Here is a 13,622-nt window from a genome sequence, read left to right on the forward strand (position 1 = left end):
ACCCAAACCCATCCCCGCGTGGGGGGGGTTTCGTTGTACCCATGCCACCCCTCCCCACCGCGAGTCCCCCACCCCCCCCCACCACCGCGCCCGTTGAGGGACCCGGCGGATCCCCGGCCGGCTGCCGCCCCATCGACGGCAGCCACAGCGCCACGACCAGCCCGACCACCGCGAACACGGTGACCCGCACCAGATGCGCACCCCGACCGCCGGTCACTCCCCCGAGCCCCCCGAGCCGCCCTCCCCGCTCCTCATCCACGGCCGACCCCCACCAGCCGGCCGACCCGACGAGCAGCCGTCAGCAGTTCCGTACGCCGGAACCAGGCGGCCAGGACGAGCGGATAGACCAGGTACCCGAACCGTGTCGCCGGGATCAGGCACATCGCCAGCCCCAGCCCGAGCGCCAGCCGGTCCGCGGCCGCGACGACGGTCCGGGGCGGACGTACCGCCAACGACACCGCCACGCCCACGGCGGCGGCCGCGAGGGCGGCCATGGCGAGGACGGAACCGCCGGGGACGTAGGTGGCCAGCAGGTACCCGGGCAGCGGGCTGGCCGCCGGAGAGCGCACCCCGCCCTGCCCGAGCGGGAAGAGCACCACGTGTTCGACGAAGGCGTGCGGATCGGCCAGGGCCACCGGCACCACGGCCAGCGCGGCCACCAGGACGGCGACGGCACCGGCCCGCAGGGCCGCCCGGCGTCCCGCCGTCATCGCGAGCAGCACCAGCCCGACCGGCAGCAGCGGCCAAGCCGTCCACTTCAGCGCGGCCGCGGCCCCCATGGCCAGGCCCGCCGCCGTACCCGACCCGCCCCGGCCCGCCAACGCCAGCCCCAGACACATCAACCCGATCACCGGCAGGTCGACCCCGCCGACGACCAGCGGCAGCGCCACCGCGGGGAAGGCCGCGAGAAGGAGCGCGGCACGTGCGCACGACTTCCCGTCCAGCGCCCTCGCCTGCCCGCCCGCCCCAAGGGAGTCGCGCCCGGCGCGCCGCGCGGCGACCAGCATGCTCACCAGGAACGCCGCGCAGAACCACACCCGGGCGTCCGCGAGCGGCGTGCCGCCGAACAGCGCGTGGGGTATCCCGAACAGTGCCATTCCGGGCAGATACGGGTTGTAGTCGTCGAGGTCGGCCGGATGCGGCACGTACGGGCTTCCGGAGTCCAGCAACAGGCCGCCCGAGTGCTCGACGACGTGCACCTCCGACTGCGCGGCACCCATCGCGATCATCAGCGCCAGCGGGACCACGACGGATCCGAGCAGCGCGGCCAGCGCACTTCGGCCGCTCCAGGGACGCGGCGCCCGACGGGCGAGCTCCGCCGCGACCGCGTACCCGACGGCGGCGCAGACGCCCCAGATCCGGTGCGGGGTGAGGGTCGTGACGAGGGCCAGCGACAGCGCGAAGACCGCGCATCCGAACCAGAACAACACGTCGCGGCGTACGCGCGGAGCACGCAGAGCCGGACGGGACGGCTCGCGGCCGTCCGGGACGGGCACCTGCCGGGCAGGGGCGAGGACAGGACCGCCGGGCCGGACCCCGGCGACGAGGGAGAGTGACTCGGGTGGCATCGGTGGGCTCCTGGGGAAGGGGAGCTCCAATCTCGCGCCGCGGCACTGTCGGCCACCTCGGCCGAACGGTCACCGTTCGCAGCCCTCCCGGGGAGCCGCTCAGCCGAAAGTCCGACCGGGCGACCAAGCCACCGGACGACCTGGCGGCCACCCGGGCCGGGGCAACAACCCGGGCCACCGAGTCACCGCCTACAGCCCACCGGCACAATCACCGCATGCATACGATCTCTGTCGTCCTCGTCGCCCTCATGGCGCTGCTGCACGCCTACATCCTGGTCCTGGAGATGTTCCTGTGGCAGCGCGGGCCGGGCCGCCGCTTCTCCGGATTCGACGCCGAGATGGCCCGCTCCACCGCGGCGCTGGCGGCCAACCAGGGGCTCTACAACGGCTTCCTGGCCGCGGGCCTGGTCTGGGGTCTGATCGCCGACGACCCGACCGGCTACCGCGTCCAGATCTTCTTCCTGTCCTGCATCATCGTCGCGGGCGTGTACGGCGCGGCCACCGCCAACCGCCGCATCCTCTTCGCCCAGGCACTGCCCGCCGCCGTGAGCCTCGCCGCGGTCGTCGCGGCCGGCTGAGTCCGGTCCCCCGGCGCTACCGGAAGAGCAGGAGCGTCATCACGTACTGGGCCGCCGTACCGGTGATCATCGACAGTCACACCCCGCGGACCTCGAGGGCCGGCAGCGAACTCAGCCCGTAGGCCAGCGGCAGCTGCACACAGGCGCCGAGCGCTGTCACCCGGAGCAGTGACCGCGACTGTCCCGCGCCCAGGAACACGCCGCCCAGCCCGACGACACCGGCGAGCAGCACCAGATAGGGCAGCAGGAACCACAGGAGGACCACACCCGAGTCGACGACGTTCGGTGCGTCGGTGAAGAACGCCATGATCGGGCGGCCGCCGAGCGCGAGGAGGAGCCCGGCGACCGCACCGGTCACGGTGGCGAGCAGCAGGCTCTGCTGTCCGATCACCCGGTCCGCGTTCTGACCGGCTCCCCTGGTGCGGGCCGTGAGGATGCCGGCGGCCTGGCGGAAGGCATAGAGGGCCATGGTGACGAAGAGGGTGAGCCTGGTCCCGATGCCGTAGGCGGCCAGCGGGCCCTCGCCGAACCTTGCGACGATGCCGACCAGCGCGGCGCCGACGGCCATCCGCAGCACGAAGTCCCCGGACGCCGGGAGCCCGACGCCCAGGATGCGCCGCAGTGCCGCCGACCGGCGCAGGGTGGTCGCCTCCCCGCGGGCGTCACCGAGGCGCTCGCGCCGCAACAGCACGAGGCTCACCGTGAGGGCGACCGCCCGCCCCAGGAGCATCCCGAGCGCGGCGCCCTGGACTCCCATCCGGGGCAGTCCGCCCACACCGTAGATCAACAGCGGGTCCAGGACGAGGATGCAGGCGTTGGCCAGGATCGCCATCCGCATGGGCGTCCTGGTGTCCCCGGTGCCCTTGAAGACCCCGTCGACGACGTTCTGCGCGAAGAAGACCGCCATGCCGGGGAACGCGACGGCGAAGAACTTCACCGCCAGCCGGTGCACCTCCCCCTCACCGCTGCCCACGAGTACCGCTGCCACCGGGTCACGGAGCAGGAATCCGCCCACGGCCACCAAGGGCGTGATGATCAGCCAGAGGGTCCCGGCGGCCCGGATCGCGACCGGCAGCTCCGCCCGTCGACCACCACCGACGGCGTCCGCGATCAGCACCGTGACCCCGATGTTGGCCATGAGGATGACCCCGAGCAGTACGTTCTCCAGCGTGCCGGCGACCGCCACGGCACCGACCGCCGCCTCTCCGAGGCGGGCCACCCAGACCGTGTCGATGACGCCGGCGACCACTCCGGAGAGCAGTTCTACGTAGACCGGTACGCCCAGCCCGAGCAGCGCTCGACGGGTGGTGGCCGGCGTCAGGGGCTCGGCTTCCGCGGGCGTCTGCCCAGTGTCAACGGTGCTGGACAACAGCCACGACCTTCCCTCCCCGAGCCGCGATCGGCTTCCGTCCGCCGTCCGCCGTCCGCCGTCCGCCGCAGACTAGCTCGATTAGAGCCACTCGAATAGAGGTAGTCGAGAATTCGGCGAGGAGGGTCCCTCAGCCCGCCTCGAACGACCCGGCATCCGGCACCCGGCATCCCGGCATCCCGGCCCTGAAGCGACACAGAAGGAAGACCGTGCTGACCCTCTCGATCCTCGGCTTTCTGGCAGAACGCCCCATGCACGCCTACGAGCTGCGGCGGCACATCTCGGATCTGATCGGCCACAACCGGCCGGTGAGCGACGGCGCCCTCTACCCGGCGATCAACCGGCTGCGCCAGGCCGGGCACCTGGACCGCCAGGCCGAGCCGGGCGACAGCGCACCGCCGCGACAGATCCTGCGGATCACGTCGGCCGGCCGGGCCGAGCTGCTGCGCCGGCTGAGCGAGCCGAAAGAGTCCGAGATCACCGACGGCGGGTCCTTCTTCACTCTCCTGGCATTCCTGAGCCAAGTGACCGACCCCGCACGGCAGGCGGCCGTACTACAGCGGCGACTGGACTTCCTGACCCGCCCGGCCGGCTTCTTCACCCGGTCCGGCACCCCGGTGCGGATCAAGGACGAGGAGGACCGCTACCGCAGGGGAATGCTGGTCATGGCCAGCGCCGCACAACGAGCGGAGCGCGCCTGGCTGGAGGAGACCCTCGACGAACTGCTCAGCACGGACGCACCCGGCGATCAACGTCCGTCCACGGCGCCCTGAGCCACCGCCTCCTGCCCGAGGAGTGAGACAACCCACACTCTTGCACTCTGCCGAGGATCAACGACCAGCGACCCGGGCGCATGTAAGCATCATCACACCGGGTCCGACCTGTCCGAGAACGCCGAAACGGGCTCATCGTGATCACGATGAGCCCGTTTCGCTATGTGCGCGAGGGGGGAGTTGAACCCCCACGCCCTTGCGGGCACTGGAACCTGAATCCAGCGCGTCTGCCTATTCCGCCACCCGCGCATTGGGTGTGTCCTCAGGCACTTTCCTTGCGGTCCTGCGCCTTCCGACACGCAGAACATTAGCACGCCGTCCAGGGTGGGTTCACATCCCTTATCCCCAGGCAGCCGCCGTGCAGCGGCCCACCAGCGCGGTCACCACGACCCACCTGACGGCGACCGATCCGCGGCGTCCTGCGCTCCGTATCAACGAGTACCTGTTCACGTATCAACCTCGTACCGGTACCGCTCATCTCCCCAGGAGCCGGTCGGGGTCCACAGTCAGGTGCGGGACACTGGTCTTCGGCCGCCTCTACGATCCATGGCAAGACTGTGCCCCTGAAGAGTTCGAAGGGGAGCTCCACAGGGAACTTCGAGGGCGTCGACACCCGTCGACCGGGCCGACAGGGGGAACCAGCCGATTCACCGGCGCGTGGATACGATCAGTAAGCAGTACCAGGTAAGGCAGTGCCCGCCCGGCGGGATGCAGGACGAAGGCAACGACGGAGGAGGTGCCCCATGGGAGTCCTGAAGAAGTTCGAGCAGCGTCTCGAAGGTCTGGTCAACGGCACCTTTGCCAAGGTGTTCAAGTCCGAGGTGCAGCCCGTGGAGATCGCGGGAGCGCTCCAGCGTGAGTGCGACAACAACGCCACCATCTGGAACCGCGACCGCACGGTCGTCCCCAACGACTTCATCGTGGAACTGAGCACGCCGGACCACGAGCGGCTGAGCCCCTACTCGGGCCAGCTCGGCGACGAGCTCGCCGGCATGGTCCGCGACTACGCCAAGCAGCAGCGCTACACCTTCATGGGACCGATCAAGGTCAACCTGGAGAAGGCCGACGATCTCGACACCGGCCTGTACCGCGTGCGCAGCCGTACGCTCGCCGGCTCCACCGATCAGCAGGGCGGCGGCCGGCAGGCTCCCGCCGGCCCCGCCGCCCCGGCCGGGCGGCCCGGTGGTGCCCAGGGCCAGGGCGGCTACGGCTATCCGCCGGCCGCCTCGCCCGCGGGCGCCCCGCCCATGCCGGCCGCGCCGCCGCCCGGCGGCCGCCCCGGCGGTTACGGCTACCCACAGCCCGCGGGCGGCCAGCGACCTCCCGCCGCGCCCGCGGCCGGTGGCCGCACCCGCTACTGGATCGAGATCAACGGCACCCGCCACCAGATCTCCCGTGCCACGCTCGTGCTGGGCCGCAGCACCGACGCCGACGTGCGGATCGACGACCCCGGCGTCTCCCGCCGGCACTGCGAGATCCGGACCGGAACGCCCTCGACGATCCAGGATCTCGGGTCCACCAACGGCATCGTGGTGGACGGGCAGCACACCACCCGCGCTACGCTCCGCGACGGCTCGCGGATCGTCGTGGGCAGCACCACCATCATTTACCGGCAAGCCGAAGGGTGAAGCGGGGGCAATGTCAGAGCTGACCCTCACGGTCATGCGGCTGGGTTTCCTGGCCGTACTGTGGCTGTTCGTGATCGTGGCCGTGCAGGTCATCCGCAGCGACCTGTTCGGTACGCGTGTCACCCAGCGCGGGTCCAGGCGAGAGGCCGGACGGCAGCAGCAGGCTGCCCGGCAGACGGCGCCTCCGCAGCAGCGCGGCCAGCAGAGCGGCGGCCGGCAGCGCCGTAACGCTCCCTCGAAGCTGGTCGTGTCCGAGGGCACCCTGACCGGCACCACCGTCGCGCTGCAGGGCCAGACCATCACCCTGGGCCGGGCGCACGACAGCACGATCGTGCTGGACGACGACTACGCCTCCAGCCGGCATGCCAGGATCTACCCGGACCGCGACGGCCAGTGGATCGTCGAGGACCTGGGCTCCACCAACGGCACGTACCTCGACCGAACGCGGCTCACGACCCCGACACCGATTCCGCTGGGCGCGCCGATCCGCATCGGCAAGACCGTCATCGAGCTGCGGAAGTAGTGCTACATCATGATTAGGCGCGAGCGGAGCGAGCACGCAGCGGCGACCCCCACCAGGGGTCCCGGCGCGCTCCCGACCGGAGGGTGGGCACCGTGCGGATGTACCCGGAGCCGACGGGCGAGGTGCGCATGAGTCTGTCACTGCGCTTCGCCGCCGGATCGCACAAAGGCATGATCCGGGAGGGCAACGAGGACTCCGGATACGCCGGACCCCGCCTGCTCGCCATCGCCGACGGCATGGGCGGCGCCGCCGCCGGTGAGGTCGCCTCCTCCGAGGCCATCTCCACCATCGTCGCGCTCGACGACGACGTCCCCGGCTCCGACATCCTCACCTCGCTCGGCACCGCCGTACAGCGCGCCAACGACCAGCTGCGCTCCATGGTCGAGGAGGACCCGCAGCTGGAGGGCATGGGCACCACGCTCACCGCCCTCCTGTGGACCGGGCAGCGCCTCGGCCTCGTCCATGTCGGCGACTCGCGCGCGTACCTGCTCCGTGACGGCGTCCTCACGCAGATCACGCAGGACCACACCTGGGTGCAGCGCCTCGTCGACGAGGGCCGTATCACCGAAGAGGAAGCCACCACCCACCCCCAGCGCTCCCTGCTGATGCGGGCGTTGGGCAGCGGCGACCACGTCGAGCCCGACCTGTCCATCCGCGAGGTCCGCGCCGGCGACCGCTACCTGATCTGCTCCGACGGCCTCTCCGGCGTCGTGTCCCACCAGACCCTGGAGGACACCCTCGCCAGCTACCAGGGCCCGCAGGAGACCGTCCAGGAGCTGATCCAGCTCGCGCTGCGCGGCGGCGGCCCCGACAACATCACCGTGATCATCGCCGACGTCCTCGACCTGGACACCGGCGACACCCTGGCCGGGCAGCTGTCCGACACCCCGGTCGTGGTCGGCGCGGTCGCCGAGAACCAGCAGCACCACCTGCACGACAACGGCATCATGCAGACCCCCGCGGGCCGCGCCTCCGGGCTCGGCCGCCAGGTGCCCGGACAGGGCGGCGGCGGCGAGTTCGGCCCGCCCGGCTCCGGCGACACCACCGGCTACGTCCCCTCGGGCAGCTTCGGCGACTACACCGACGACGACTTCGTCAAGCCCGGCAGGGGCCGCAAGTGGCTGAAGAGATCCTTCTACTCGGCCCTCGCGCTCGCCGTCATCGGCGGCGGCCTCTACGGCGGCTGGCGCTGGACGCAGACGCAGTACTACGTCGGCGCCAACAACGAACACGTCGCCCTCTACCGGGGGATCAGCCAGGACCTGGCCTGGGTCTCGTTGTCGAAGGTCGAGAAGGACCACCCCGAGATCGAACTCAAGTACCTGCCGCCGTACCAGCAGAAGCTCGTCGAGTCGACCATCACCGAGGGCGGCCTGAAGGACGCCCAGACGAAGATCGACGAGCTCGCCCTCCAGGCCTCCGCGTGCAAGAAGCGGTCCGAGCAGCAGGCCGCCGAGAGCGACAAGAACTCCCGGACCGGCGAGGGCGAGGCCGGAGGCACCACGGGAACCACCCGTACCTCCCTTACGTCCAAGGCGACACCGACGCCGAATCCCTCGGCGTCCACCAAGTCCCCGCCCCCGTCCTCCTCCACCTCCCCGACACCGACTGCGACGCTGCCAAGCCCCGGCCCCACTCTCTCGGAGGAAGAGCAGAAGGTCGTCACGAACTGCGGTACGCAGTAGGCAAGCCGTGAGAGGCCCCGTCACACGATGAGCAGTACTACGAACCCGCCGACGCATCACACGTCCACGATCGGCGCCATCGGCGCGCCGAGCAGGCGCAACACCGAGCTCGCGCTGCTGGTGTTCGCGGTCGTCATTCCGGTATTCGCCTACGCCAACGTGGGCCTGGCGATGAATGACGAGGTACCGGCCGGCCTGCTGAGCTACGGCATCGGCCTCGGTCTCCTGGCCGGCATCGGCCACCTCGCCGTACGCAAGTTCGCGCCGTACGCGGACCCGCTGATGCTGCCGCTCGCCACGCTGCTGAACGGGCTCGGGCTGGTCGTCATCTGGCGGCTGGACCAGTCCAAGCGGCTGAGCAACTACGCCGACGCCGCACCGCGCCAGCTGCTGTACTCGGCGATGGGCGTCGCCCTGCTGGTGGTCGTGCTGATCTTCCTCAAGGACCACCGCGTCCTGCAGCGCTACACCTACATCTCCATGGCCGGAGCCATGCTCCTGCTGGTGATGCCGCTGATCCCCGGCCTCAGCGCCCCCACCTACGGCGCCAAGATCTGGATCAAGATCCCCGGCCTCGGCACGCTCCAGCCCGGTGAGTTCGCGAAGATCGCCCTCGCGGTGTTCTTCGCCGGCTATCTCATGGTCAAGAGAGACGCCCTGGCCCTGGCCAGCCGTCGCTTCATGGGCCTGTACCTGCCGCGCGGCCGCGACCTCGGTCCGATCCTCGTCGTCTGGGTCATCTCGATCCTCATCCTGGTCTTCGAGACCGACCTCGGAACGTCCCTGCTGTTCTTCGGGATGTTCGTCATCATGCTGTACGTCGCCACCGAGCGGACCAGCTGGATTGTCTTCGGTCTGCTGATGTCCGCGGTCGGCGCCGTCGGTGTGGCGAGCTTCGAGCCGCACATCCAGACGCGTGTGCAGGCCTGGCTCGACCCGGCTCGCGAGTTCGCGCTCTCCCGGGCCGGCGTCCAGGACGGCATCCTCCACTCCGAACAGGCCATGCAGGCCCTGTGGGCCTTCGGCTCCGGCGGCACCCTCGGCACCGGCCTCGGCCAGGGCAACTCCGACCTCATCGGCTTCGCCGCCAACTCCGACTTCATCCTCGCCACCTTCGGCGAGGAGCTGGGGCTGGCGGGCGTCATGGCGATCCTGCTGCTCTACGGGCTGATCGTCGAGCGCGGTGTGCGCACGGCCCTCGCGGCCCGCGACCCGTTCGGCAAGCTGCTGTCCGTCGGCCTGTCCGGCGCCTTCGCCCTCCAGGTCTTCGTCGTGGCCGGCGGTGTCATGGGCCTCATCCCGCTGACCGGTATGACACTGCCCTTCGTGGCGTACGGCGGTTCCTCCGTCATCGCCAACTGGGCCCTGATCGGCATCCTGCTGCGCATCAGCGACACCGCACGCCGCCCCGCGCCCGCCCCCGCGCCCAACCCCGACGCCGAGATGACCCAGGTGGTCCGTCCGTGAACAAGCCCCTACGCCGGATCGCGATCTTCTGCGGACTGCTCGTCCTGGCTCTGCTCATCCGCGACAACTGGGTCCAGTACGTCCAGGCGGACGAGCTCAGCACGGACAAGGCCAATCGCCGCGTCGTCATCGAGCGCTACGCCACCCCCCGCGGCGAAATAATCGTCGGCGGCAACCCGATCACCGGGCACACGGAAACCACGTCGGGCGACTTCAAGTTCAAGCGCACGTACAAGGACGGCGCCATGTGGGCGCCGGTCACCGGCTTCGTCTCGCAGGCCTACGGCGCCAACCAGCTGGAGTCCATCGAGGACGGCATCCTCACCGGCACCGACGACCGGCTCTTCTTCCGCAACACCCTCGACATGATCACGGGTAAGGAGAAGGAGGGCGGCAACGTCGTCACGACCCTCAACGCCGCCGCGCAGAAGGCCGCGTACGAGGGTCTGAAGAACCAGGGCGGCAAGGGCGCCGTCGCCGCCATCGAGCCGGCCACCGGCAAGATCCTGGCGCTGGCGTCCTTCCCCTCGTACGACCCCTCCACAATCGCCGGTGGCGGCGCCTCCGACGAGAAGGCGTGGAACAAGCTCCAGAAGAAGAACAACCCCGACGACCCGATGCTGAACCGGGCGCTGCGCGAGGTCTACCCGCCCGGCTCGACCTTCAAGGTCGTCACCGCAGCCGCGGCGCTGGAGAACGGCCTGTACAAGTCGGCGGACGAGAAGACGAACTCCCCGCTGCCCTGGACCATGCCGGGCACCGTGACGCCGCTGAAGAACGAGGGGAACATCCCCTGCAAGAACGCCACGCTGCGCGTTTCCCTTCAGTGGTCCTGCAACAGCGTCTTCGGCAAGATCGGCTACGACCTCGGCAACGACGAGATGCTGGAGCAGGCCAAGAAGTTCGGTTTCACCAGCGAGCAGTTCACGCCGGTCCGCACCACCGCGTCGGTCTTCTCCGAGGACATGGCGCCCTCCGAGGTCGCACTGTCCTCCATCGGCCAGTTCAACACCGCCACCACCCCGCTGCAGATGGCCATGGTCACCTCGGCGATCGCCAACAACGGCAAGCTGATGAAGCCGTACATGGTCGACGAGCTCCAGACGCACAACCTCGACCCGCTCGAGAAGACCGAGCCCGAGGAGCTGAGCGAGCCGATGTCGGCGGAGAACGCGCAGATCCTCCAGTCGATGATGGAGACCGTCGTCCAGGACGGCACCGGTAAGAAGGCGCAGATCGAAGGGGTCAAGGTAGGCGGCAAGACCGGTACGGCCCAGCACGGCGTGGACAACAGCGAGAACCCCTACGCGTGGTTCATCTCATACGCCAAGCTCAGCGACGACAGCTCGCCGGTGGCGGTGGCCGTGGTGGTCGAGGACGAGAACGCGGTCCGCGACGACATCTCCGGCGGCGGCCTCGCGGCCCCCATCGCCAAGAGCGTCATGGAGGCGGTCATCGACAGCGAGAAGTGACCCCGCTCACGTCCCCTTCACATCGGTGCACGTTGCGATACCGGTCCTGTATCGGGTTACGGGCTTGGCCAGGTCACACAGGATGAGCCGGGTACGGTATGCCCGGACGGACCACCGCCACACCCACAAGGGTGACGGCGGGACCGACGGAGAGGGCTGGTAGGTAGCTATGGAAGAGCCGCGTCGCCTCGGCGGCCGGTACGAACTGGGCCAGGTGCTCGGTCGTGGTGGCATGGCGGAGGTCTACCTCGCGCATGACACCCGCCTCGGCCGCACCGTGGCGGTGAAGACGCTGCGAGCGGACCTCGCGCGCGACCCGTCCTTCCAGGCCCGGTTCCGCCGGGAGGCCCAGTCGGCCGCCTCGCTCAACCATCCCGCGATCGTCGCGGTCTACGACACGGGCGAGGACTACATCGACAATGTGTCGATCCCGTACATCGTCATGGAGTACGTAGACGGCTCCACGCTGCGTGAGCTTCTTCACTCCGGCCGCAAGCTGCTGCCGGAGCGCTCCATGGAGATGACGATCGGCATCCTCCAGGGCCTCGAGTACGCCCACCGCAGTGGCATCGTCCACCGCGACATCAAGCCGGCCAACGTCATGCTGACGCGCAACGGCCAGGTCAAGGTCATGGACTTCGGCATCGCCCGCGCCATGGGCGACTCCGGCATGACGATGACGCAGACGGCGGCCGTCATCGGCACCGCCCAGTACCTCTCGCCGGAGCAGGCGAAGGGTGAGCAGGTCGACGCCCGCTCGGACCTGTACTCGACGGGCTGCCTGCTCTACGAGCTCCTCACGGTGCGGCCCCCCTTCGTGGGCGACTCCCCGGTGGCCGTCGCGTACCAGCACGTACGGGAAGAGGCACAGGCCCCGTCCGTCTTCGACCCCGAGATCACGCCCGAGATGGACGCGATCGTGTTGAAGGCGCTCACCAAGGACCCGAACTACCGCTACCAGTCGGCCGACGAGATGCGCGCCGACATCGAGGCCTGCCTCGACGGCCAGCCCGTCGCCGCCACGGCCGCGATGGGCTCGGTGGGCTACGGCGGCTACCCCGACGACCAGCCGACCACGGCGCTGCGTGCCACGGACGCGGGCGCCACGTCGATGCTGCCGCCCATGAACCCGGACGACGGCGGCTACGGCTACGACGACCGCGTGGACCGGCGCCGCCAGAAGAAGTCCAACACCTCGACGATCCTGCTGGTCGTCGCGGCCGCGCTGGTCCTGGTGGGCGCGGTCCTGATCGGCAAGTGGATCTTCGCGGGCGACGGGGTGGCCAACGACACCACGGCCGTGCCCGACTTCGTGGGCAACTCCAAGGTAGAGGCCCAGGACTCGGCCACGAACGCCGAATTGAAACTGAACTTCACGCCGAAGGCCTGTGAGGATCAGGTCAAGGGCAAGGTCTGCAGTCAGGACCAGGACCCCGGCACGAAGGTGAAGAAGCAGTCCACCGTCAACCTGGTCATCTCGACAGGGGCCCCGAAGGTGACGGTGCCCGATGTAACGGGCCTGACCTTCGAGAAGGCAAAGACCGAGCTAGAGGACAAGGGTTTCGAGGTCGATCAGAAGACCGAGGTGTCTGACCGAGCCCCGGGCATCGTCTTCAAGCAGGACCCCGACGGGGACACAGAACAGGAAAAAGGCTCGACGATCACGCTCACCGTCGCCAAGGAGGAGGAGAAGTCCACCGTTCCGGCGGTCCTCGGCAAGACCTGCGATGAGGCCAAGGCGCAGATGACGGCCAACGACCTGGTCGGCACCTGTGTCGAGGTCGAGACCCAGGACCCGAACCAGGTCGGCAAGGTCATCTCGACGTCGCCGGAGCCCGGAACTCAGGCCAACAAGAACTCCACGGTGAACATCCAGATCGGCAAGGCCGCCGAGCAGGAGCAGGTGCAGGTGCCGACCGTCACCCAGCAGTCGCTCAAGGACGCCAAGAAGGCCCTTCAGGACGCGGGTCTGACGGTGGGGAACATCACCGGTTCACAGAATGACCAGGCCGTCGTCTTCAGCCAGGACCCCCAGGGCGGCACGCCCGTCGCCAAGGGCACGGCGGTCAACCTGGTCGCCTTCGACCAGGGCGGCAACAACGGCGGCGACAACGGCGGCAATATCTTCGGCGGCGTGACGGGAACGTCCGCCCGCACGGAGGACTGACCTCGCGCACGTGGCCGGGCCCCGGCACCCTTGAACTTGAAAGGGTGCCGGGGCCTCTGCCATGTCGTCGGCCACTTGACGCTGCCGGGCATGCTCTCCCAGGTGCAGTTGACCAGGATGTAGCAGAGTCGCATCAAACAGCAGGCCTAGCACGCGGCGAGCAGCTCTGCAACGAAACACAACAGCTCGGATGCACATATTCCTTAAAATTAAAAGGTGGCATATTTCCCACTTTTCACTCACACGTCAAACGTTTAAGGGCTGTCCCGTAAACGATCTTTGGCGCAGCCTGGGCGCGGGTGGTCGGCGTGCGCGCTGTTCGGCTACCTGACGAGGGTGAGGTTGTGCAGTCGGGCGATGCCGAGCATGGCGTGGTGCACGCCGTCGCCTTT

The 13,622-nt window shown here is 69.4% G+C and carries 10 protein-coding genes and 1 tRNA gene; 8 read left to right on the forward strand and 3 right to left on the reverse strand.

What is annotated here, in order from left to right; all coding sequences use genetic code 11:
* Positions 1–251: 251 nt before the first annotated feature.
* Entirely contained in the window at positions 252–1,568 is a 1,317-nt protein-coding gene (locus tag ACFU95_RS34695) for a glycosyltransferase 87 family protein (RefSeq protein ID WP_383836187.1), read from the reverse strand.
* A 215-nt stretch (positions 1,569–1,783) separates the two neighbouring features.
* Between ACFU95_RS34695 and ACFU95_RS34700 the strand changes: the two genes are divergently transcribed.
* Positions 1,784–2,146 (forward strand): DUF1304 domain-containing protein, encoded by a 363-nt coding sequence (locus tag ACFU95_RS34700; RefSeq protein ID WP_383836190.1) that lies wholly within the window; start codon positions 1,784–1,786, stop codon positions 2,144–2,146.
* A 76-nt stretch (positions 2,147–2,222) separates the two neighbouring features.
* Here ACFU95_RS34700 and ACFU95_RS34705 read toward each other — a convergent pair whose 3' ends face one another.
* Positions 2,223–3,515 carry an MATE family efflux transporter gene (locus ACFU95_RS34705; RefSeq protein ID WP_383836193.1) on the reverse strand — a complete coding sequence of 431 codons (1,293 nt, stop codon included), beginning with the start codon at positions 3,513–3,515 and terminating at the stop codon, positions 2,223–2,225.
* A 209-nt stretch (positions 3,516–3,724) separates the two neighbouring features.
* Between ACFU95_RS34705 and ACFU95_RS34710 the strand changes: the two genes are divergently transcribed.
* A complete protein-coding gene (locus tag ACFU95_RS34710; protein ID WP_383836196.1) occupies positions 3,725–4,288 on the forward strand; it encodes a PadR family transcriptional regulator in 564 nt (187 codons plus the stop codon).
* Positions 4,289–4,453: 165 nt separating this feature from the next.
* Here the strand turns inward: ACFU95_RS34710 and ACFU95_RS34715 are convergent.
* Positions 4,454–4,537 (reverse strand) — tRNA-Leu (locus ACFU95_RS34715).
* Between the two features lie 494 nt (positions 4,538–5,031).
* Between ACFU95_RS34715 and ACFU95_RS34720 the strand changes: the two genes are divergently transcribed.
* The 6 genes from ACFU95_RS34720 (at position 5,032) to pknB (ending at position 13,230) form a co-directional block, all read left to right on the forward strand.
* Positions 5,032–5,916, forward strand: a complete 885-nt coding sequence (locus tag ACFU95_RS34720; RefSeq protein ID WP_383836199.1) for an FhaA domain-containing protein — start codon at positions 5,032–5,034, stop codon at positions 5,914–5,916.
* A 10-nt stretch (positions 5,917–5,926) separates the two neighbouring features.
* Entirely contained in the window at positions 5,927–6,439 is a 513-nt protein-coding gene (locus ACFU95_RS34725) for an FHA domain-containing protein (RefSeq protein ID WP_383836202.1), read from the forward strand.
* Positions 6,440–6,537: 98 nt separating this feature from the next.
* Positions 6,538–8,124, forward strand: coding sequence for a Stp1/IreP family PP2C-type Ser/Thr phosphatase (locus ACFU95_RS34730; RefSeq protein WP_383836219.1), 1,587 nt, complete (start codon positions 6,538–6,540; stop codon positions 8,122–8,124).
* A 27-nt stretch (positions 8,125–8,151) separates the two neighbouring features.
* Positions 8,152–9,591 carry an FtsW/RodA/SpoVE family cell cycle protein gene (locus ACFU95_RS34735; protein WP_383836205.1) on the forward strand — a complete coding sequence of 480 codons (1,440 nt, stop codon included), beginning with the start codon at positions 8,152–8,154 and terminating at the stop codon, positions 9,589–9,591.
* Complete coding sequence (locus tag ACFU95_RS34740) at positions 9,588–11,063, forward strand: peptidoglycan D,D-transpeptidase FtsI family protein (RefSeq protein ID WP_383836208.1); 1,476 nt, start codon at positions 9,588–9,590, stop codon at positions 11,061–11,063. Before ACFU95_RS34735 ends, ACFU95_RS34740 begins: the two co-directional genes overlap by 4 nt.
* Before the next feature lie 169 nt (positions 11,064–11,232).
* Entirely contained in the window at positions 11,233–13,230 is a 1,998-nt protein-coding gene (pknB, locus tag ACFU95_RS34745) for a Stk1 family PASTA domain-containing Ser/Thr kinase (RefSeq protein WP_383836211.1), read from the forward strand.
* Positions 13,231–13,622: the final 392 nt, after the last annotated feature.

The organism is Streptomyces sp. NPDC057623, assembly GCF_042800355.1.
In the GTDB taxonomy this organism is placed as follows: domain Bacteria; phylum Actinomycetota; class Actinomycetes; order Streptomycetales; family Streptomycetaceae; genus Streptomyces.

Coding starts and splice junctions, on each gene's coding strand:
- ACFU95_RS34695 (WP_383836187.1), bottom strand. CDS start 1,568: ATGCCACCCGAGTCACTCTCCCTCGTCGCCGGGGTCCGGCCCGGCGGT.
- ACFU95_RS34725 (WP_383836202.1), top strand. CDS start 5,927: ATGTCAGAGCTGACCCTCACGGTCATGCGGCTGGGTTTCCTGGCCGTA.
- ACFU95_RS34700 (WP_383836190.1), top strand. CDS start 1,784: ATGCATACGATCTCTGTCGTCCTCGTCGCCCTCATGGCGCTGCTGCAC.
- ACFU95_RS34720 (WP_383836199.1), top strand. CDS start 5,032: ATGGGAGTCCTGAAGAAGTTCGAGCAGCGTCTCGAAGGTCTGGTCAAC.
- ACFU95_RS34735 (WP_383836205.1), top strand. CDS start 8,152: ATGAGCAGTACTACGAACCCGCCGACGCATCACACGTCCACGATCGGC.
- ACFU95_RS34730 (WP_383836219.1), top strand. CDS start 6,538: ATGTACCCGGAGCCGACGGGCGAGGTGCGCATGAGTCTGTCACTGCGC.
- pknB (WP_383836211.1), top strand. CDS start 11,233: ATGGAAGAGCCGCGTCGCCTCGGCGGCCGGTACGAACTGGGCCAGGTG.